18 protein-coding genes are annotated in these 19,744 nt (G+C 62.9%); 8 read left to right on the forward strand and 10 right to left on the reverse strand.

What is annotated here, in order from left to right:
- The first annotated feature begins 114 nt into the window (after positions 1 to 114).
- Complete coding sequence (gene ybaL / locus A4A58_RS21420) at positions 115 to 1,806, forward strand: YbaL family putative K(+) efflux transporter (RefSeq protein WP_068735886.1); 1,692 nt, start codon at positions 115 to 117, stop codon at positions 1,804 to 1,806.
- 22 nt (positions 1,807 to 1,828) lie between these two features.
- Here the strand turns inward: ybaL and A4A58_RS21425 are convergent, their stop codons facing one another.
- The 5 genes from A4A58_RS21425 to A4A58_RS30400 all read right to left on the reverse strand — a co-directional run bounded on the left by A4A58_RS21425 (position 1,829) and on the right by A4A58_RS30400 (position 7,433).
- Positions 1,829 to 2,533, reverse strand: coding sequence for an SDR family oxidoreductase (locus A4A58_RS21425; RefSeq protein WP_068735888.1), 705 nt, complete (start codon positions 2,531 to 2,533; stop codon positions 1,829 to 1,831).
- A gap of 139 nt (positions 2,534 to 2,672) precedes the next feature.
- Positions 2,673 to 3,200, reverse strand: a complete 528-nt coding sequence (locus tag A4A58_RS21430) for a DUF3455 domain-containing protein (protein WP_081421988.1) — start codon at positions 3,198 to 3,200, stop codon at positions 2,673 to 2,675.
- 45 nt (positions 3,201 to 3,245) lie between these two features.
- Positions 3,246 to 5,312 (reverse strand): prolyl oligopeptidase family serine peptidase, encoded by a 2,067-nt coding sequence (locus tag A4A58_RS21435; RefSeq protein WP_068735890.1) that lies wholly within the window; start codon positions 5,310 to 5,312, stop codon positions 3,246 to 3,248.
- Between the two features lie 94 nt (positions 5,313 to 5,406).
- The gene (locus tag A4A58_RS21440) at positions 5,407 to 6,621 is read right to left on the reverse strand and encodes an NADP-dependent isocitrate dehydrogenase (protein ID WP_068735892.1); all 1,215 of its coding nucleotides are present in this window, start codon (positions 6,619 to 6,621) and stop codon (positions 5,407 to 5,409) included.
- A gap of 254 nt (positions 6,622 to 6,875) precedes the next feature.
- Positions 6,876 to 7,433, reverse strand: a complete 558-nt coding sequence (locus tag A4A58_RS30400; protein ID WP_204378193.1) for a carbamoyltransferase N-terminal domain-containing protein — start codon at positions 7,431 to 7,433, stop codon at positions 6,876 to 6,878.
- A 301-nt stretch (positions 7,434 to 7,734) separates the two neighbouring features.
- Here A4A58_RS30400 and A4A58_RS21455 point away from each other — a divergent pair, with 301 nt between their 5' ends.
- The 4 genes from A4A58_RS21455 to A4A58_RS21470 all read left to right on the forward strand — a co-directional run bounded on the left by A4A58_RS21455 (position 7,735) and on the right by A4A58_RS21470 (position 10,908).
- On the forward strand, positions 7,735 to 8,946 hold the full coding sequence (locus A4A58_RS21455) for a TrmJ/YjtD family RNA methyltransferase (protein WP_068735898.1): 1,212 nt from the start codon (positions 7,735 to 7,737) through the stop codon (positions 8,944 to 8,946).
- A gap of 142 nt (positions 8,947 to 9,088) precedes the next feature.
- Positions 9,089 to 9,910 carry an isocitrate lyase/PEP mutase family protein gene (locus tag A4A58_RS21460; RefSeq protein WP_068735900.1) on the forward strand — a complete coding sequence of 274 codons (822 nt, stop codon included), beginning with the start codon at positions 9,089 to 9,091 and terminating at the stop codon, positions 9,908 to 9,910.
- Between the two features lie 283 nt (positions 9,911 to 10,193).
- Positions 10,194 to 10,577: a type II toxin-antitoxin system RelE/ParE family toxin gene (locus tag A4A58_RS21465; protein ID WP_086937109.1), complete on the forward strand. Its 384-nt coding sequence runs from the start codon at positions 10,194 to 10,196 to the stop codon at positions 10,575 to 10,577.
- A gap of 40 nt (positions 10,578 to 10,617) precedes the next feature.
- Positions 10,618 to 10,908, forward strand: coding sequence for a helix-turn-helix domain-containing protein (locus tag A4A58_RS21470; protein ID WP_433993644.1), 291 nt, complete (start codon positions 10,618 to 10,620; stop codon positions 10,906 to 10,908).
- A gap of 127 nt (positions 10,909 to 11,035) precedes the next feature.
- On the opposite strand, the gene A4A58_RS21475 is transcribed toward A4A58_RS21470, so the two are convergent.
- From A4A58_RS21475 to A4A58_RS21495, 5 genes are all read right to left on the reverse strand, one after another.
- Complete coding sequence (locus A4A58_RS21475) at positions 11,036 to 11,968, reverse strand: reverse transcriptase family protein (RefSeq protein WP_139069899.1); 933 nt, start codon at positions 11,966 to 11,968, stop codon at positions 11,036 to 11,038.
- Positions 11,965 to 12,333, reverse strand: coding sequence for a helix-turn-helix transcriptional regulator (locus A4A58_RS21480; RefSeq protein ID WP_204378194.1), 369 nt, complete (start codon positions 12,331 to 12,333; stop codon positions 11,965 to 11,967). The genes A4A58_RS21475 and A4A58_RS21480 overlap by 4 nt, the downstream gene beginning before the upstream one ends.
- 32 nt (positions 12,334 to 12,365) lie before the next feature.
- Complete coding sequence (locus tag A4A58_RS21485) at positions 12,366 to 12,545, reverse strand: hypothetical protein (protein WP_068735907.1); 180 nt, start codon at positions 12,543 to 12,545, stop codon at positions 12,366 to 12,368.
- A 577-nt stretch (positions 12,546 to 13,122) separates the two neighbouring features.
- The gene (locus tag A4A58_RS21490) at positions 13,123 to 13,830 is read right to left on the reverse strand and encodes a hypothetical protein (RefSeq protein WP_068735909.1); all 708 of its coding nucleotides are present in this window, start codon (positions 13,828 to 13,830) and stop codon (positions 13,123 to 13,125) included.
- Between the two features lie 306 nt (positions 13,831 to 14,136).
- The gene (locus A4A58_RS21495; protein WP_068735911.1) at positions 14,137 to 16,038 is read right to left on the reverse strand and encodes a sigma 54-interacting transcriptional regulator; all 1,902 of its coding nucleotides are present in this window, start codon (positions 16,036 to 16,038) and stop codon (positions 14,137 to 14,139) included.
- Positions 16,039 to 16,204: 166 nt separating this feature from the next.
- Between A4A58_RS21495 and A4A58_RS21500 the strand changes: the two genes are divergently transcribed.
- The 3 genes from A4A58_RS21500 to A4A58_RS21510 all read left to right on the forward strand — a co-directional run bounded on the left by A4A58_RS21500 (position 16,205) and on the right by A4A58_RS21510 (position 19,722).
- Positions 16,205 to 17,590, forward strand: coding sequence for a CmpA/NrtA family ABC transporter substrate-binding protein (locus A4A58_RS21500; protein WP_068735914.1), 1,386 nt, complete (start codon positions 16,205 to 16,207; stop codon positions 17,588 to 17,590).
- 197 nt (positions 17,591 to 17,787) lie between these two features.
- Positions 17,788 to 18,627: a nitrate ABC transporter permease gene (gene ntrB, locus A4A58_RS21505; RefSeq protein WP_086937110.1), complete on the forward strand. Its 840-nt coding sequence runs from the start codon at positions 17,788 to 17,790 to the stop codon at positions 18,625 to 18,627.
- Between the two features lie 204 nt (positions 18,628 to 18,831).
- Positions 18,832 to 19,722 (forward strand): ABC transporter ATP-binding protein, encoded by an 891-nt coding sequence (locus tag A4A58_RS21510; protein ID WP_068735918.1) that lies wholly within the window; start codon positions 18,832 to 18,834, stop codon positions 19,720 to 19,722.
- Positions 19,723 to 19,744: the final 22 nt, after the last annotated feature.

The following is a 19,744-nucleotide window of genomic DNA, read 5'->3' on the forward strand; positions in this document are numbered from 1 at the left end:
TGGCAGTGTGGGTCACACAACTCAATCTCGCGATGACGTGACCGCTCGCGCCTGCGACCATGAGTAGCCCTCGTTAAGGGTGGCATCCCACGCGCCCATGCGGCAAAAAGCGGCATGGAGCATAACACCCCGCTGATTTCCACCGTCGTCGTCGGCCTCGTACTGGCATTTATCCTCGGCCTGATCGCACAGCGCATTCGCGTGTCGCCACTGGTCGGCTATCTGCTCGCCGGCGTCTTCATGGGCCCATTTACGCCCGGCTATGTGGCGGACCAGAATATCGCCAATGAACTCGCGGAAATCGGCATCATCCTGCTGATGTTTGGCGTAGGCCTGCATTTCTCGCTGAAGGATTTGCTGTCGGTCAAGAATATCGCGATCCCCGGGGCCATCGTGCAGATCGCCGTGGCGACACTGCTCGGCATCGGTCTCGGCGAGGCGCTCGGCTGGTCGTTCGGTGGCGGCCTTGTTTTCGGCCTCGCGCTGTCGGTGGCTTCGACGGTGGTGCTGCTTCGCGCGCTGCAAGAACGACGTCTGGTGGACAGCGAACGCGGCCGCATCGCCATCGGTTGGCTGATTGTCGAGGATCTCGCGATGGTGCTGACGCTGGTGCTGTTGCCGGCGATTGCGGGTCTTCTGAAAGGCGAGGGCAACGGTGCCAGCATGTCAGCACTTGCGATGCCGGTGCTGATCACGCTCGGCAAGGTCGCGGGATTCGTCATCTTCATGCTGGTGGTCGGCCGCCGCGTCATCCCGATGCTGCTGCACTATGTGGCGCATACCGGATCGCGCGAACTGTTTCGCCTTGCGGTGTTCGCGATCTCGCTCGGGGTCGCCTTCGGCGCAGCCCTCGTCTTCGACGTGTCGTTCGCGCTCGGTGCGTTCTTTGCGGGCATGATCCTCAGCGAGTCCGAACTCAGCCAGCGCGCTGCCAATGAGACGCTGCCGCTGCGCGATGCGTTCGCGGTGCTGTTCTTCGTCTCGGTCGGCATGCTGGTCGATCCGGCGATCATCCTGCGCGAACCGCTGCCGCTGCTCGCCACCGTGTTCATCATCCTGTTTGGCAAATCGGTGGCCGCCTTCGGCATCGTCCGGCTGTTCGGCTATCCGACCTCGACGGCGCTGACGATCTCCGCCTCGCTGGCGCAGATCGGCGAATTCTCCTTCATTCTCGTCAGCCTCGGCGTGGGCCTCGGCCTGCTGCCCGATCGCGGTCGCGATCTCGTGCTCGCCGGCGCGATCATCTCGATCATGCTCAATCCGCTGTTCTTCGCATTGCTCGATCGCCTATTGGCCGACAGGGACGCGAAAGCGGCGGCAGCGAGTGAAGCGGCCGCTGCGGACAGCAAGGAGAAAGCGGTCACGCGCGTCCCGTTGCCGGAGACGCAACTCAAGGATCACGTCGTGCTGGTCGGCCATGGTCGTGTCGGCAGCGTGGTCAGCAGGGCGCTGCGCCTGAACAACACGCCGCTGCTGGTGATCGAGGACACGCCGGGCGTTGTCGAGCGTCTGCAGAAGGAAGGTGTTGAGGTCGTCACCGGCAATGCCGCGGCGCCGGACATGTTGCAGGCTGCAAATGTGATGGGCGCCAGGGGACTGCTCGTCGCCATCCCCGACGCCTTCGAGGGCGGTCAGATCGTCGCCAAGGCCCGTGCGCTCAACCCTACGCTTCCAATCATCGCCCGCGCCCATTCCGAAGAAGAGATCGCACATCTCAAGCATCACGGCGCCAATGTCGTGATCATGGGCGAGCAGGAAATCGCCAAGGCGATGCTGCTGCAGATCGGCGCAACGGCGGCCGTTTAGTCGCGCCGTTGCGATCAGGTCATCACACCGACCGCGTCATGCCGCCGTCGACGCGGATATTCTGGCCGGTGATATAGCCTGCGCCGTCCGAGGCGAGAAAGGCGACCGTGGCCGCGATTTCCTCGCTCTTGCCGTAACGCTGCATGGGCACGCTCTGGCGACGTTCCTCGGTGGCGGGCAGGCTGTCGATCCAGCCGGGCAGTACATTGTTCATCCGCACATTGTCGACGGCGAAGCTGTCCGCGAACAGTTTGGTGTAGGCGGCGAGGCCGGCGCGGAACACGGCGGAAGTCGGAAACATCGCTGAGGGCTCGAATGCCCAAGCGGTGGAGATGTTGATGATCACACCGGACTTCTGCTTCTGCATGATCGGCGTCACCAGCCGCGTCGGTCGGATCACGTTCATCAGGTAGACATCCATGCCGGTGTGCCACTGCTCGTCGGTGATATCGAGCAGCGGCGCACGCGGGCCATGACCGGCGCTGTTTACCATTGCGTCGATCCGGCCCCATTTCTCCAGCGTGCCATCCACCAGCCGCTTCAAATCGTCGCTTGACTGGTTGGAGCCGGTGACACCGAAGCCACCAAGTTCTTGCGCAAGCGCTTCTCCCTTGCCGGACGACGACAGGATCGCGACCTTGAAACCATCGGCGGCAAGGCGGCGCGCTGATGCGGCGCCCATGCCGCTTCCACCGGCCGTGATGATGGAGACTTTGCTAGATGACATGAGGCGGTCTCCCTGAATGTTTTTCTGGTCTTCTTGCTCTAGCGGCAAATCGTTCGGCGTAGAAACGCAAACCCAGCGCATGGCTCTGTGCCTGCTTGGTACTCTCCACCGCGCCGGAGTGTCCGCCGGCGAAATGTCCTTAGCCTTTGCGCAGGAACACGTAGTCGGCCGAATAGGGCTCGCTCTGTAAAGTGCCGGCGCCGCTGCAGGTGCCGCCGAGCGTGCCGCCAACGGTGTTGATGCGCTGTACCGTGGTCACGCCGCTCAGCATGCCGCTGCCGCGATGCGAGGCGGCTTCGAGGCGGAGCCACGGAATGTCCTTGGCAGTGGTGCCTGGTGCGTTGCCGGTCACCTTACCGACCACCGCGCTGCCATCGCTGTATTCCCAGTTCGGTCCGGCATAGTGCCGCCCTACGGTCTTGCCATCGGCCATCAGCGTGGCGATCGGCTCGCGGAACGTCCATGTCAGCTTTCCTGAAGCGTCGGCCTTGCACTCATAGACCTGCGCGCCTTCAGCATGCAGCTTGGCGATCTGCCTCTCGCCGGGGGCTGCAATCGCATCCGGCACCTGCGCCAAAGCAGAGAATGCGCCCGCGACACAGAGCGAGAGCGTGACAATCGTGGTCAGGATCGGGCGTTTGAAAACATGTGGCGTATTGCAGGTCATGTGAACCCTCTCTTGCTCTGGTTGGTAGTTGCTCTGTCGTTCGTCTTACGCAGTCCCGATCGTCCGCCTTAAAAACGCAAAGCCCAGCGCCTGGCTCTGCGCCTGCTTGGTGTTGTCTACCGCGCCGGAATGTCCACCCGCCACGGTCTCGTTGAACCAGACGGGATAGCCTAGTTCTTCCAGCTTCGCCGCCATCTTGCGGGCGTGGCCGGGATGGACGCGGTCGTCGGTGCGGTTGGTGGTGATGAAGATCGGCGGATAATTCTGGCCTGCAGCAGCGAGATGATAGGGCGAGTATTTCTGCAGATAGACCCACTCGTCGGGAATTTCCGGATCGCCATATTCGGCGATCCAGCTCGCGCCGGCGAGCAGCTTGGTATAGCGCGCCATGTCGAGCAGCGGCACGCTGCACCAGATGGCGCCGAACAGTTCCGGATAGCGCGTCAGCATGTTGCCGACGAGCAGGCCGCCATTGCTGCCGCCGTGGCAGGCGAGCTTCTGCGCCGTTGTTATACCTGATGCAGCAAGATCTCGCGCTACAGTCGCGAAGTCGTCATGGGCCACATGCTTGGTGATCTTGCGCGAAGCCAGATGCCACGCCGGGCCGAACTCACCACCACCGCGGATATTGGCGATGGCGTAGAGATGACCTTGTTCGAGCCACAGCTTGCCGGCGATGCCCATATAGGCGGGCGTCAGCGATATCTCGAAGCCGCCATAGCCATAGAGAATCGTCGGCCGGGGCGGGGCGCCGGCCGAGAGATTCTTGCCGATCAGGAAGTAGGGGATCCTGGTGCCGTCCGTCGCCACCGCATGGCGCTGCTGCACCTCGATGCCCTCGGGATCGAAATTGGGCGGCGAGCTCTTCAGCGGCTCGGGTGCGCCCTGGCCTGTCCACAGTGCCGTCGTGGTCGGCCTGTCGAAGCCCGTGACGGTGAACAGCATGTCGGTGCCGAGATCGGGATCGTCCTCGCCGCCGAAATTCTGCGCCGAGATCGTGGCGTTATCGGGCAGTCCCGGAAGTGTCGTCTCGCGCCAGCCAGCCTCGCTTCGCTGCAGCAATGCGAGACGGCCGCGGACGTTGTCGAGGATTTCGAGCATGATGCCGTGCCGGGTCTCCGCCCATGACTGCAGCGCGCGGGTCGGTGACGGCATGAAGACGATCTCGAAATCGCGTGCGCCAGACAGGAAGCGATCGAGGTCGATGACGGCGAGTGCGCCGGTCGGGATCGTCTGGTCGCCGACGGTCCAGTCCTGCTTCGGGCTGACCAGAAGATCATTGGCTTCGGCCGAGACCGAGATCTCCTCCGGCAGTTCGAGGCGCAGGCGCTTTCCAGCATGCGGGCCATGCTTGCGTTCGACGAATATATGCGAGCGCGTGAAATCCAGCGCGCGCCAGTACATCACGCCTTCATGGCTCGGTCGGCGGTTGACGCCGAACCAGGCGGCCACGTCCTGCTTCTCGACCTCGAAGACGGTTTCAGCCGCAGCTAATGGCATGCCGCGCGTCCATTTGCGTACGGTGCGGGTATAGCCGGCCTCCGTGCTATCCTCGGGCGTCTGCGCGCTGCCGAGGAGCAGCGTGTCTTGATCGACCCAGCTCACCTGCGTCTTGGCCTTTGGGATGATGAAGCCGTCGGCAACGAAGCTCTTGCTGGGAATATCGAACTCGCGGACTTCGATCGCGTCGGTGCCGTTGAATGACAGGCTGATCAGCGCGCGGGTCTTGTCCGGGGAACGCGCAGCACCTGCAAAGGCCCAGGAGATGCCTTCCGCTTTGTTCAGCGCATCGATGTCCAGCAGCACGTCCCATTCAGGCGTGTCGGTCTTGTAGCTCTCCAGCGTCGTGCGGCGCCAAAGCCCGCGCGGATGAGCGGCGTCTTTCCAGAAATTATAGAGATAGTCGCCAGACTTTCCGACGAAGGGAATGCGATCGTCGGCGTCGAGGATCTTCATGACTGCGTCGAAGTCGCGCTTGTAGCTATCGTCGCAGAGAAAGCCATCGGTGCGCGCATTCTGTGCCTCGACCCAGGCCACGGCCTTGTCGCCCTCGATCTCTTCGAGCCAGAGCAGGGGATCATTATGGCCGTCGGCGGGATTTGGCGCAGTCATGGGTCACCTCGAAAACGGAACGTCTCAAAAAGAAAGTCCGGGGTGCCTGAGGCAACCCGGACTTTCGGATGGTGCAGTCAGGAGAGGGCGGAAATCAGGCCGCCAGTTCCTTGGTCAGATTTTCCGCGACCTTGTCGAGGAAGCCTGTGGTCGAGAGCCAGCGCTGATCGGCGCCGACCAGCAGCGCCAGATCCTTGGTCATGTAGCCGGCTTCGACAGTGTCGACGCAGACCTTTTCGAGGGTCTTGGCGAACTTCGCCAGTTCGGCATTGTTGTCGAGCTTGGCGCGGTGGGCGAGGCCCTGGGTCCAGGCGAAGATCGACGCGATCGAGTTGGTCGATGTTTCCTTGCCCTTCTGGTGCTCGCGGTAGTGACGGGTCACGGTGCCGTGGGCGGCTTCGGCTTCCACCACCGAACCGTCCGGCGTCAGCAGCACCGAGGTCATCAGGCCGAGCGAGCCGTAGCCCTGGGCCACGGTGTCGGACTGCACGTCGCCGTCGTAGTTCTTACAGGCCCAGACATAGCCACCGGACCACTTCATGGCGGCAGCCACCATGTCGTCGATCAGGCGATGCTCATAGGTGATCTTCGCGGCTTCGAACTTGGTCTTGAATTCAGCGTCGAAGATTTCCTGGAAGATGTCCTTGAAGCGACCGTCATAGACCTTGAGGATGGTGTTCTTGGTCGACAGATAGACCGGAACGCCGCGCGACAGGCCGTAGTTCAGCGACGCGCGAGCGAAGTCGCGGATCGAGTCGTCGAGGTTGTACATGGCCAGCGCGACGCCGGCGCCGGGGGATTGGAACACTTCGCGCTCGATCACGGCGCCGTCTTCGCCGACGAACTTCATCGTCAGGGTGCCCTTGCCGGGGAACTTGAAGTCGGTGGCGCGGTACTGATCGCCGAAAGCGTGACGGCCGATGATGATCGGCTTGGTCCAGCCGGGGACCAGACGCGGCACATTGCTGCAGATGATCGGTTCGCGGAAGATCACGCCGCCGAGGATATTGCGGATGGTGCCGTTCGGCGACTTCCACATCTGCTTGAGGCCGAATTCCTTCACGCGCGCTTCATCAGGAGTGATGGTGGCGCACTTCACGCCGACGCCGTATTTCTTGATCGCGTGGGCGGCGTCGATGGTGACCTGATCGTCGGTCTTGTCGCGGTATTCCATCCCGAGGTCGAAATACATCAGGTTGACGTCAAGGAAGGGGTTGATCAGCTTGTCCTTGATGTACTGCCAGATGATCCGGGTCATCTCGTCGCCGTCGAGTTCGACGACGGGGTTGGCTACCTTGATTTTTGCCATGGTGTATCGGGCCTTTAGCGCGTTGCGGGAGGGATGATTTGTAGGGGGGCTATAGCACCGCGCCTGCCCCGGCGAAAGCCGGGGCGTTATGCAGTTTCAGCCCAATTTTCAGCCCAAAACGCAGGCTGTTTTTGCTCAAAATGCAGCCTGCGCCGCGGTGCCCGCCACCACGTACCAGGTCACCGGCAGGCTGCCGTGCCGTTACGTCGCGTCGCGCCGGTACAGGCCGCTTCACCGCGCCATCGACCGGCGCCTCATTGACGCGGCGAATCCCCGGGGTGGCTGCGATGCCGCCGTCGAGCCGGGCCTGAAAATCGCGACCGAGATAGACAGTCCCGAGCTCGCGAGGTGGGCAGCGCATGCGCTTCGTGGTGGTTGTAAAAATGGACCGCAGCGTCGTCGCGGAAACCGCCGTCGCGCAACCACGCCGCGGCATCGAAGACGTCCTCCGCCCGCGGCGCGCGGTAGCGATGCTGCTCGGCGCCGAGCAGCAGGCGGTCCTTGCCGACCCGGCTGCGATACTGCTCGCGCAGCCAGCGGAGGCCGCCGAGGCGGGGGAAGTAGGCCTTGGGAAACATCGCGCGGCTAGTGGCGACGACGTCGACATCGCGCCGGGTGGCGCCGGCGATCGACAGCACTTCGTCGATGGCCGCATCGGGGTGAGTGCTGCCATCGCTCTTGCGCCGGGTCAGTCGCTCCAGTGCGATGGCCGCCTTCAGATCGTAATCTTCGAAAACGGCGGCGGCGGCGTCATGGACGCCGGAGTGAACGCTGAGGATGAGCTGGGGCATGAAGGCTGCAAGGTCATTCACGGGGGCGGCACATGACCCACCCCCTGTGACGACCGGCAAATCACGAGCGCTTGGCCGGGAACCCGCCTTCATCCGGATTGTCAGGCGGCAGGCAGGCCACGTCTGGCATCCGCCGGCAATTCGTCGTAGGGCTGCATCGTGAATCGCCCCGGAGAGCGGGTTATTCGCATCCAGATGCCCGGCTAAGTCCCTTGTATCGCTCACCAATGTGCGATCGCCGAGGGGCCCGGATGAGGTGTTGAATCAAAACCTTCACGGGTTGATTCAAGATCTTCAGAGATTGAATCAGAAAGTGAAGTGCATGTCCGGTTCAGGCACCGACTCTACCAAGGCGCATACCGACCTGGTCGGCCCCGTTGTCATCCTCGTCGAACCGCAGCTCGGCGAGAATATCGGCATGTGCGCGCGGGCCATGGGCAATTTCGGCCTGACCCGGCTGCGCATCGTCAATCCCCGTGATGGCTGGCCGAACGTCCATGCCCGCCGGGCTGCCTCCGGCGCCGACCACATCCTCGACAAGGTCGAGCTGTTCGACACCGTCGAGCAGGCGGTGGCCGATTGCACATTGCTGTTCGCGACCACCGCCCGGGCGCACGACCAGGCCAAGCCGGTGGTTGCGCCCGAGGCCGCGGCCGCCGAGACCATCGCCCATGTCGCCGGAGGGGCCACCGCCGGCATCCTGTTCGGGCGCGAGCGCTACGGGCTCCAGAACGAGGAGGTCGCGCTCGCCAACCGGATCATCACCTTCCCGGTCAATCCTGCTTTTGCCTCGCTGAACCTCGCCCAGGCGGTGCTCCTTTGCGGCTACGAATGGTTCAAGCAGGCGACCTCGAACGCGCTGCCTTACGCCATGCCGGAGCGGTCGGAGCCGGCCGCGCAGCACCAGATGGCCGCGTTTTTCGACAACCTCGTCGGCGAGCTCGACAAGGTCGAGTTCCTGCGCCCGCCCGAGAAGCGCGACACCATGCTGGTCAATCTGCGCAACATCTTCACGCGGATGGAGCCGACCAAGCAGGACATGCACACCTTGCACGGGGTGGTGATGGCCATCGCGGAGGGCCGCAAGGGACCCGCCAAAGGCGGTGTGCTGGACGGCGAACAGGCGACCCGGCTGCGCGCCCTTTTGGCTGAACATGGGCAGGGCGCTCAGGCGCATGAGAGCGGCACGGTGCGGGGTCTCGCGCGCATGCTCCGCCGCAACCCCACCGACGCCGAGCGCCTCTTGTGGGATCAGCTCCGCGCCGACCGCCGCTTCGCCGGCCAGTTCAAGCGCCAGACCCCGGTCGGCCGCCACATCCCGGATTTCGTCTCCTTCCCGGAGCGGATCGCCATCGAGCTGGTCAATCCCGGCGAGACCGAGGTGATCGTCAGCGACCGCGCCGCCCGGCAGACCTGGCTCGAAGAACGCGGTTATCGGGTGATTGCGATGCGGGCGGATGACGTGACCAGCGATATCGCGACGGAGCTGGATCGGCTGGAGGCATTGCTGGCGAGCGGGATGCCGGGGCATTAGTTTTCTGTAGCCCGCATGAGCGCAGCGACATGCGGGGCCGGCGTTTCAACGCACTCGACATTCCCGCATATCGCTGCGCTCATGCGGGCTACAATGGCGACCAGCCGCGATCAACCCGGCGGTCACAATAAGGGACGCACCCATGACCATCTCCACCGCCGAGAAGCGCGCAAACTTCCGCAAGCTCCACGAGTCCGGCTGCTTCGTGCTGCCCAATCCCTGGGATGTCGGCAGCGCCCGCTATCTCGCGCATCTCGGCTTCAAGGCGCTGGCCTCGACGTCAGCCGGCTATGCCTGGTCCACCGGCCGTCCCGATAACAAGGTCACCGCGGATGACGTCATCGAGCATCTCGCGCTGCTTTCCGCCGCCACCGATCTGCCTGTCAACGCCGATTTCGAAGCCGGCTTCGCCGATGACCCGGCCGGCGTCGCCGCCAATGTCGCCCGCGCGGTGAAGAGCGGCATCGCCGGCCTCTCCATCGAGAACTCCACCGGCAAACCGGACAAGCCGCTCTATGACGACACGCTCGCCGTCGAGCGCATCAAGGCCGCCCGCGCCGCCATCGACAGCGTCGATCCCGCTGTGATGCTGGTCGCGCGCTGCGAAGGCTTTCTGCATGGCGAGCGCGACCTGACGAAAACCACCGCGCGTCTCATAGCCTTTGCGGAGGCCGGCGCCGATTGCCTCTACGCGCCGGGCGTCGCCTCGGACGAGGAGATCACCACGCTGGTGAAGGCGATCGGCGGCAAGCCGCTCAACGTCCTCACGGTGCAGCCGACCATGACCGTGCAGCATCTCGCAAGCCTCGGCGTCCGCCGCATCAGCGTCGGCGGTGCGCTGGCGCGCGTGGCCTGGGCGGGCTTCATGCAGGCCTCGCAGGAGATTGCCGGGAAGGGGACGTTCACGGCGTTTGCGCAGGGCGCGAAGGGCGGGGAGCTGAATAAGCTGTTCGCGGAGAAGTAATAAAACTTGTCATTCCCCGACACACCAATTGGTGTGTCTGAGGGCGTGGGCGCTCTTCGCGCACGCGAACCTCGGCCACTCCAATTGGAGTGGCTGGGAATCTCGACGTGTTCAGCCATGTCATTCACCGAGACGGTGCTGGTCAACTGCTCGGCGTGGAAGGCAGTGATCGAAGCGGACTTCGGCGACGCGTCATGACTTGGCACCCGGCGCTCATCATGATAAGAACATATCAAGAACAATAGTTGTCCGATTGTCTTCATCCCAGAACTGGGATATTGCCATGCGCACGCGTCTTGCGATCGGCGAAAAGCCGCTCGACTGGGTAGGCTCATCGAAGGACGACTTTTGCGCGTTCCCGTTGCCGGTGCAGCGCGACATCGGTAACGCGCTCGGTCTGGCCCAGTTCGGCGGCAAGCATCCGCGCGCCAAGCCGTGGAAGGGCGAGGGCCCCGGTGTGTTCGAGGTGGTCGACGACTTCGACGGCGACACCTACCGGGCGGTCTACACCGTGCGCTTTCGGCACGTGGTTTACGTGTTGCATGCGTTTCAGAAGAAGTCGCCGCGCGGCATCAGGACCGCGCGCAGCGATATCGAACTCATTGCGCGGCGGCTGAAGGTTGCGCGACAGGACGACGAGGCCCGTCATGGCAAGAGCGAGCGCTAGAAAAAGTAATTCAACCGACATCACCCGCGGCAGCGGCAACGTGTTCGCGGATCTGGGTTTGCCCGATGCCGAGGAACGGCAGACCAAGCTCAGGCTGGCTTATGCGCTGAATGCGGTCATCGGCCGGGCGCGGCTGAGCCAGGCCGCCGCCGCCATGCGGCTCGGGCTGAACCAGCCCAAGGTTTCGGCGCTGCGCAACTACAAACTGGAAGGCTTTTCGGTGGAGCGGCTGATGACGCTGCTCAACGCGCTCGATCAGGACGTCGAGATCGTCATCCGCAAAAAGCCGCGCTCGCGCGGTGCGGCCCGGATTAGCGTCGTCGCGGCGTGAGGCGCTCAACGAAGTGCTGATGCTGACGGGAATGTGCAGCAAGCGCAGCCCGCATGAGCGAAGCGATATGCGGGTCTTTCCTGCTGATGTTGCTCCCGCATATCGCTGCGCTCATGCGGGCTACTTGCTAGGGCACGCTCGGCTGAGCTTTCTTTGTCGATGCCCGGAAGGTGTCGGCGCGAGATTTGAATTTCGCATCGATACGACCAGCAGCATCAAGACGGCCTTGCAAGCTAGCCGTTATCTTCTCGCGTTTCTTGGTGTCGGTCTCCGTGGAGCGCTCCTGAAAATTTCTGGATATAGCGAGGTGGAGTTTCTGCGGGACACGAATGCCGTCAGGCATGATGCAGACCCCAGTAACAACCTTGGGCGAGGAAGCATTGAATCTCCGGACCTTGTGAGACTTCAGGCCGAATTTGGCGATGATGGCACGAACCTTAATAACCATTGCATTTGTAGCGGTTGGGCCGGAAAGCGTCATATCATCAACGTAGCAAGTGAAGGTGAGACCGTGTTCGCCTGCGAGCGTCGCAATCTGATCAAACATTGATTTGAACGCGTAATACGCCAGAATCGGGCTGGCGCTACTTCCGGTCGCGATCTTGCCGTTGCAGACGAGCATGCTGGCAAAAAGCCGCGCGACATCACTACGGCATTTGCAGTCGCTGCGCAGAAAACGGACAACCGCGTCTTCTGGCACCGACGCAAAGAATTTCTTGATGTCGACTTTGATGAGCGGCTGGCTCGCGTCGTGGGCCAACGCATTGGAAAGGTAAGACTTACCTTTGACGGCCGAGTGCAAATACGCCGGCACCGCAACCCTCGACAGCAATCGATGGACGCGCAGGTGCACCGCTTGTAAGCGGGCTTTAGGCTCCTGAATAGGCCGATCTTTTATCTTGAAAAATTTGTAGTTAGCCGATCCTCGGACCAGAAAATCGATGTCTTTTGCGTCAAGCTTCATGGCTTTCGAAGAAAGTCGCCATGCGAGGTCGGCGGGAGAATCGATAGCGTATAGAAAACACTCATTTAGCCTCAGGTCTCGACGGATCTTCTTCAAGCGCGCTTCTCCGAGGCTTCTTCCGCGCTAGTTTCTTCTAGCCATTCAAGCATGTTCATTACTTTGGCGGCGACAAAATCACGCGAGCGTGCATGCCAGTCTTTCGAGTCTAATTGTTCCGAAAACAGCATGAGTGACGAGAGCGGGAGCTTGAAGTGCTCGGCGTACTTTTCGAGCACATCAATGCTCGGCCTCCGGTTGCCAGCTTCCAACTCGGAGATGAATGATTTCGAAAGCTCCAGCTTTTCAGCGAGCCCCACCTGCGACATGCGGTGATACTGCCGCACCAATTTTAGTGCACGATTATTCATTTTAGAACCTGAAAAGGATCCAGCATTGTTAGGGGTCAACGCTTGGCTCGTCATTGTGTTCTCCCAACAGAGAGAGGGAAATTAGCTTAGAGGTCGCCAAACAGCCGCTTCATCGCCCGGAAGAACCGGTCTGCCCATACAATGATGGACAGTGCGATCAACAGTGTTTTTCTGGTCACAAGCTTGCGCAAACGGGCGCGCACCCACTTCCAGAACTTGGCAGTATTTCGTTCGGCGCCTGGTGGATCACTTGCAGTAGTGCTCATAATCTATTCTCCTGTTCCCGCCAGTGAATGCTGACGTGCCTTTGAACAGAAGCATCCTCGAACGAATTGACTTCTAAGCTCCCTAGCGAGCGCCTGCCTTGGGCGCTCGCGTAATGCGGCGGCGGGCTCGCGCCGGACACAGCCGACCAGAGACGCCCCCACGATGGAAGGTCTCGTCAGAGACCTCTAGGACTAGTTGTTGTCCGGTAGCAGCGGCATGGACGTCAACCAAACGCGTCACCATTAGGTGTGATTCGCGTCCGAGTGTCAACTTTTGATCACTTTAAGTGAACTTTATCCACAGGAGATCCGACAGTCAACACGCATGACGATCCGTTGGTGGCGTCGGATACCAACCGAAGGCAAGTAGCGCTGCGGCGCAGGGACTTTGTAAATTGGCGGTTGTACGTGCCGAGATCGAGCGCATGTGCATTCGGCCCCTACCATTTGGTTGACGGGCGTGAGCACGAGATCGTCGAGATACCAGCCGTAACCTTTGAAGGTCGAGAAGAAGTCCGGCGCAGGCCCGAGAGCGGTTTCGATGGCGCGCTGCATGTAAGTCAGTATCGTGTTCGCGCTACACCCTCCGTCTCGGCCCCCTCGGCCGCAGCGCCGGGTGTTCCCGCTCCGGCGGCGTATGCGCGTCTTCCAGCAGGGCCATCGCTTCATCGGGGATGCGGTCGATATTGACGCCGCCGCGGCGCATCTCTTTCAGTGCGGTTCGGATCGCGGTGTCGCGGTCGATCCAATCCTGCCCGGTGCGCGCCGGCCCATCGGGGCGGCGGCGCGGGCGGCGGTTGCCCATATACTCCAGCCGCGCCATCTTCAGCACCTGCATGGCCTGGATCAGCCGATCGAGATCGACACTGGGGCTGCTCCACAGCTCAGCAGCGCAGCGCTCGGCCAGCAGATGGAGCTTGTTGCCGAGCATGCGCAGCTTCAGCCGGCGCCCGGCGCGAGCGGTGGGCATCTTATCGTTGGCAGCAGGCGCAAACGGGTGACGCTGCCAGCCGAAGTCGCGCGTCCATTTCGCGACGGTGCCGTTGGCAACGCCCATCCTCGCCGCGATCTCCCTGTGGGTCAGCGTGGTCTCTTCGATGAGGCGGCGCACCCCGGCGACCGTGGCATTCGTATGCGGACGCTTCGATCCCTTGGGACGTCCGCCCGCAACCGGCGGCGGTCCGTTGTCCACATCATCGGTCACCCGAAGGCGCGTCACCGGCTCCGCGGAGGAGTCGATGACGCGGATCCTGGGGTCGAAGAGCGGGGCGAAGGGGTATGGCATAGAGTGGAATATAAACCCATTTGCGGGAGATGCAAGCGGGGGGGCGGGCTTCACTTAACCTCTCCCCGCCTCGCGCGAAGCGAAGCTTCGCTAGGCGGGGAGAGGTCGCCGCGTCTTCGCGGCGGGTGAGGGGCGGTCGCCGGTGCTGCGGCATGCGCGGGCTCTCGGGTCGGAAAGTATCGATGGGATGGTCCGATCCGCGCGTGCGAGATTGCCTCATCGCTTGTGCAATGCCCCTCACCCCACCCCTCTCCCCGCATTGCGGGGAGAGGGAGCGCACGGCCGGCGTGTCATCTCAGCCAGGATTCATCCGGTCCGCCCGCGTCCTGTCGCAATCCCCAGCACCTTCATCCGCGACGCCAGCGTGGTCGGCTTCATGTCCAGCAGCTCCGCAGCGCCGCCGGGGCCGAACACCTTGCCGGATGTCGCGGCAAGCGCCGCGAGAATGTTGCTGCGCTCGTGATCGCGCAGTTCGGCTGAGGTCATCACCGCCGGCCGGGCGTCGGGCTTCACGCGATGCGCGCCTGCGGCGTGATGCGGGCCGGGCGCATCGGGCAGGTCGATCCGCAGCCGGCCGCTCTGCGACAGGATCACCGCGCGCTCGATCACGTTCTGCAATTCGCGCACATTGCCGGGCCAGTCGTAGCGCGACAGCCGCCGCGCATCGCCTTCGGACAATCGCAGATCGGACTTCAGTTTCTCGCTGAGCAGGAAGTGCTGCGCCAGCAGGGGAATGTCCTCGCGGCGGTCGCGCAGCGGCACCGACTCCACGGGAAATACGTTGAGCCGGAAATACAGGTCCTCGCGAAAGCGCCCGCGCGCCACTTCCTGTTTCAGGTTGCGGTTGGTGGCGGCGATGACGCGGACGTCGACGGAGCGGGTGCGTTCCTCGCCGACGCGCTCGAAATTGCCTTCCTGCAACACGCGCAGCAGCTTGCCCTGCAGCTCCAGCGGGATCTCGCCGACCTCGTCGAGAAACAGCGTGCCGCCATCGGCCAGCTCGAAACGCCCAATGCGGTCGCGCACCGCGCCGGTGAAGGCGCCGCGCACATGGCCGAAGAATTCGCTCTCGAACAATTCGCGCGGGATCGCCGCGCAATTGACGCGGATCAGCGGCCGGTCGCGGCGCCCCGACGCTTCGTGGATCGCGCGCGCAATCAATTCCTTGCCGGTGCCGGACTCGCCGGTGATCATCACCGCGGCCGTGGTCGGCGCCACCAGCTTGACCTGCCGCAGCGTTTTCTGGATCGCCTCGCTCTGGCCGATGATCCCGCGCGGATTGGTCTCGATGCGGATTTCCTCTTGCAGATAGGCGTTTTCGAGTTCGAGACGCTCGCGCAGCCGATCGACTTCGGCCAGCGCGGCATGCAGCTTTTCATCGGCCTCGCGGCGCTGGCTGACGTCGCGAAACACGATCACGGCGCCGACCACCATGTGGCGGTCGCGGATCGGCGTGGAGGTGTATTCGACCCAGACCGGCGAGCCGTCCTTGCGCCAGAACACCTCGTTGTCGACATTGTGCACGGCGCCGTCGCGAAACGCCGCATAGATCGGGCAGTCGTGATCCGGATAGTGACTGCCGTCGTGATGGCTGTGATGCACGATGGGGTGGATTTCCTTGCCGACGAGTTCATCGGCGGTCCAGCCCAGCATGCGCTCGGCGGCGGGATTGACGAAGGTGGTCTTGCCGTCGGCATTGACGCCGTAGATGCCTTCGCCCGCGGCGCGCAGGATCAGCTGGTTCTCGCGTTCGATGTCCTGAAACACGCGCTCGACGCGCTGCCAGGCGGCAATGCCACCGCGCATGTGATCCTCGGCGGCGGCATCGACATGGCGCCGGCGGCGCTGTTCGAGATCGCTCATGGTGAGCAGCAGCAATGTGCGCCCGCCCTGCGGCACCAGCGATCCCGCATATTCGAGCTGCAACGCTTCGCCGGTGGCGTGGCGCGGCGTCAGCGTGTTGGTCCAGTAGGAGCCCTTGGCCAGCACCGCCTGCGTGAACACGATCAGCGCCGGCAACTGGCCCGCATGCAGCGCGCTGATCTTGATCTGGCGCAGCAGCGCGCGGTCATAGCCGAGCAGGGTGCAGGCGGCCGGATTGGCATCGATGATCTGGTCGGCGTGGGGATCGAGGAGCAGCGTCGGCTCGACCGAATAATCGAAGGCGATGGTTCGCAAATCATGCGGCTGGGCCGTTGCCAAATCCATCGGCGAAACTCCGAAAAATCGTAATCAGGCTACGAGATTTCGTGTAGCACTAATTCTCGTAATCGCCAATATAGGGCCGAAATGCCTGCGGCGATTGGACATTCCGGCGGGTGCGGGGCTGGCACACTCCTTGCGTAATTGACCCCAGCGTCACCGAGGAGGTCACATGTCCACATTCGACAATCCGTTCGATCCCGCCCGCCGCTTGCGCGCCGGTGCCTGCAGTTGCGGCCAGCACGCCAGCCAGTCCGAGCATGAGGCCACGCTGCAGCTCAGCTGCGACATTCCTGAGACCGAGGCCAAACGCTACGAGGGCGTCGTCGCGTCGGCTGTGATGCGCGCGGTGTTCCCGAAAGAGATCGCGCGCCGCGCCTTTCTGAAATCGGTCGGTACGTCCAGCGCGCTGGCGGCGCTGTCGCAGTTCTTCCCGATCAAGACGGCGACTGAAGTGTTCGCGCAAGGCGCGGGCAAGCTCGAGAAGACCGACCTCAAGGTCGGCTTCATTCCGATCACCTGCGCGACGCCGATCATCATGGCCGATCCGCTCGGCTTCTATAAGAAGCAGGGGCTCAATGTGGAAGTGGTGAAGACCGCCGGCTGGGCCGTCATCCGCGACAAGACCATCAACAAGGAATACGACGCCGCGCATATGCTGGCGCCGATGCCGATCGCGATCTCGCTGGGCCTTGGCTCGCAGCCGATCCCCTACACGGTGCCGGCGATCGAGAACATCAACGGCCAGGGCATTACCCTGGCCATGAAGCACAAGGACAAGCGAGATCCGAAGGACTGGAAAGGCTTCAAGCTCGCCATTCCGTTCGACTATTCGATGCACAATTATCTCTTGCGCTACTATCTCGCCGAACACGGCATCGATCCCGACGCCGATGTGCAGCTGCGCTCGGTGCCGCCGCCGGAAATGGTCGCGAACCTCCGCGCCGACAATATCGACGGCTTCCTCGCGCCCGACAATATCTGCCAGCGCGCGATCTATGACGGCGTCGGCTTCATGCATATCCTGTCGAAGGAAATCTGGGACGGCCACCCGTGCTGCAGCTTTGCGGCGAGCAAGGAGTTCATCACCACGTCGCCGAATTCCTTCGCGGCGCTGACGCGTGCGATCGTCGATGCCACGGCCTATGCGTCAAAGGCCGAGAACCGCAAGTCGATTGCAGAAGCCATTGCGCCCGCGGCCTATCTCAACGCGCCGCCGGTGGTTCTGGAGCAGGTGCTGACCGGCACCTATGCCGACGGGCTCGGCGGCATCAAGACCGATCCAAAGCGCGTCGATTTCGATCCGTTCCCGTGGCAGTCCTTTGCGGTGTGGATGATGACCCAGATGCAGCGCTGGGGTCAGATCAAGGGCGACGTCGACTACAAGGGCGTGGCCGAACAGATCTATCTCGCTGCCGACACCGCCAAGGTGATGAAGGAGATGGGCCTGACGCCGCCGGCGACGAGCTACAAGTCGTTCGCCGTGATGGGCAAGACCTTCGATCCGGAGAAGCCGAAGGAGTATCTGGCGAGTTTTAAAATTCGGAAGGCGACGTAAACGATGAACGCCGCGAGCGCCGCTTCCTTACCTCGCCCCGCTTGCGGGGAGAGGTCGACTGGAGCGCGCGTAGCGCGTGGAAGTCGGGTGAGGGGGTCTCTCCACACGCTCCGCAGTTTGCGGAGAGTCCCCCTCATCCGACCCGGCGTCGCTGCGCTATGCCGGGCCACCTTCTCCCCGCAAGCGGGGAGAAGGCAGTGATCAAATCCCTTCGCTTCCGCGCCGCCGTCGTCTCCATCGCGATCTTCCTCGCTTTCATCGGCGTGTGGCACCTCGCCACGCGCCAGACGGCGAGTGTCGGCACCATGTCGCCCGAATACGCAAAACTGATGGGGCTCACGGCGACCTCAGGCAAATCGGCGATGCCGGGGCCGCTCGATGTCGGCGCCAAACTCTGGGAGCACCTGAAGCGGCCGTTCTATGACAACGGGCCGAACGACAAGGGCCTCGGCATTCAGCTCGGCTATTCGATCGGCCGCGTCGGGCTGGGCTATCTCATCGCCGTCATCGTCGCGATCCCGCTCGGCTTTTTGATCGGCATGTCGCCGCTGATGAACAAGGCGCTCGATCCCTTCATCCAGGTGCTGAAGCCGATCTCGCCGCTCGCCTGGATGCCGCTGGCGCTCTACACCATCAAGGACTCCTCGCTGTCGGCGATCTTCGTGATCTTCATCTGTTCGGTGTGGCCGATGCTGCTCAACACGGCGTTCGGCGTCGCTGCCGTGCGCAAGGAGTGGATCAATGTCGCGCGCACGCTGGAAGTCGGCACCTTCCGCCGCGCCTTCACCGTGATCCTGCCGGCTGCCGCGCCAACGATTCTCACCGGCATGCGGATTTCCATCGGCATCGCGTGGCTCGTCATCGTCGCGGCTGAAATGTTGGTTGGCGGAACGGGGATCGGTTACTTCGTCTGGAACGAATGGAATAATTTATCGATCACAAATGTGATTATCGCGATCCTGATGATCGGCGTGGTCGGCATGTTGCTGGATCAGATATTGGCACGCTTCACCCGCATGGTCACGTTTCCGGAGTGATGCGATGCGATTTGTAACAAACATGAATGCGACCTCTTCACCTCGCCCCCGCTTGCGGGGAGAGGTCGACTGTAACGCGCGCAGCGCGTGCAAGTCGGGTGAGGGGGACTATCCATTCGCTCCGAGCCTGCGGAGGCTCCCCCTCATCCCGACCTTCTCCCCGCAAGCGGGGAGAAGGAGTGGCGCGTCGCTGAAAGTATCGTCATGACCACCAAATTCATTTCCATCGAGGGCATCGCCAAGCGCTATCCGGCGTCGCAAGGCCCCGGCGCGACCACGATCTTCGAGGATCTCTGGCTGTCGATGCCCTCAGGCGAGTTCGGCTGCATCATCGGTCATTCCGGCTGCGGCAAGACCACGGTGCTGAACATCCTGGCCGGGCTGGATGAGCCCTCCGAAGGCACCGTGATCGTCGATGGCCAGGCGATCGCCGGCACGAGCCTCGACCGCGCGGTGATCTTCCAGAGCCACGCGCTGCTGCCGTGGCTGACGGTCATGGGCAACATCGCCTACGCGGTGTCGTCGAAATGGCGCAAGTGGGACAAAACAAAAGTCCGCGCCCATGCGCAGACCTATATCGACAAGGTCGGCCTCACCGGCTCAGAGCACAAGCGGCCGTCGGAACTGTCCGGCGGCATGAAGCAGCGCGTCGGCATCGCGCGCGCGCTGTCGATCACGCCGAAAATCATGCTGATGGACGAGCCTTTTTCGGCGCTCGACGCGCTGACACGCGGGACGCTGCAGGACGAGGTGCGGCGCGTGACGCTGGAGACCGGCCAGACCACCTTCATGATCACCCATGACGTCGACGAGGCGATGTATCTCGCCGACAAGATCTTCCTGATGACCAACGGCCCCGGCGCCGTGCTGGCGGAGATCGTCGAGAACCCGCTGCCGCGGGATCGCTCGCGCATCGATCTGCACAAGCACCCGCATTATTACGCGCTGCGCAATCACATCATCGATTTCCTGGTGACGCGCAGCAAGACCTTCACCGCCACCACGCCGCACCACGACCCGCGCCATGTGCCGGTGATCAGGCCAGCATTCACCGAGGCGCCAACGATGCCGTCTCTTCACAGCGCGACGCGCTAGCCGCGTCAACCGAAGCCTCACG

Origin of the sequence: Tardiphaga robiniae (assembly GCF_001618955.1) — a bacterium.
GTDB classification, from domain to species: Bacteria; Pseudomonadota; Alphaproteobacteria; order Rhizobiales; family Xanthobacteraceae; genus Tardiphaga; species Tardiphaga robiniae_A.

Excerpts from the sequence above, each read along its gene's own strand:
- A4A58_RS21440 (WP_068735892.1), bottom strand. The coding sequence starts at position 6,621 with ATGGCAAAAATCAAGGTAGCCAACCCCGTCGTCGAACTCGACGGCGAC.
- A4A58_RS21460 (WP_068735900.1), top strand. The coding sequence starts at position 9,089 with ATGACCATCTCCACCGCCGAGAAGCGCGCAAACTTCCGCAAGCTCCAC.
- A4A58_RS21425 (WP_068735888.1), bottom strand. The coding sequence starts at position 2,533 with ATGTCATCTAGCAAAGTCTCCATCATCACGGCCGGTGGAAGCGGCATG.
- ybaL (WP_068735886.1), top strand. The coding sequence starts at position 115 with ATGGAGCATAACACCCCGCTGATTTCCACCGTCGTCGTCGGCCTCGTA.
- A4A58_RS21465 (WP_086937109.1), top strand. The coding sequence starts at position 10,194 with ATGCGCACGCGTCTTGCGATCGGCGAAAAGCCGCTCGACTGGGTAGGC.
- A4A58_RS21510 (WP_068735918.1), top strand. The coding sequence starts at position 18,832 with ATGACCACCAAATTCATTTCCATCGAGGGCATCGCCAAGCGCTATCCG.
- A4A58_RS21485 (WP_068735907.1), bottom strand. The coding sequence starts at position 12,545 with ATGAGCACTACTGCAAGTGATCCACCAGGCGCCGAACGAAATACTGCC.
- A4A58_RS21480 (WP_204378194.1), bottom strand. The coding sequence starts at position 12,333 with ATGACGAGCCAAGCGTTGACCCCTAACAATGCTGGATCCTTTTCAGGT.
- A4A58_RS21455 (WP_068735898.1), top strand. The coding sequence starts at position 7,735 with ATGTCCGGTTCAGGCACCGACTCTACCAAGGCGCATACCGACCTGGTC.
- A4A58_RS21495 (WP_068735911.1), bottom strand. The coding sequence starts at position 16,038 with ATGGATTTGGCAACGGCCCAGCCGCATGATTTGCGAACCATCGCCTTC.
- A4A58_RS21490 (WP_068735909.1), bottom strand. The coding sequence starts at position 13,830 with ATGCCATACCCCTTCGCCCCGCTCTTCGACCCCAGGATCCGCGTCATC.
- A4A58_RS21430 (WP_081421988.1), bottom strand. The coding sequence starts at position 3,200 with ATGACCTGCAATACGCCACATGTTTTCAAACGCCCGATCCTGACCACG.
- A4A58_RS21500 (WP_068735914.1), top strand. The coding sequence starts at position 16,205 with ATGTCCACATTCGACAATCCGTTCGATCCCGCCCGCCGCTTGCGCGCC.
- A4A58_RS21435 (WP_068735890.1), bottom strand. The coding sequence starts at position 5,312 with ATGACTGCGCCAAATCCCGCCGACGGCCATAATGATCCCCTGCTCTGG.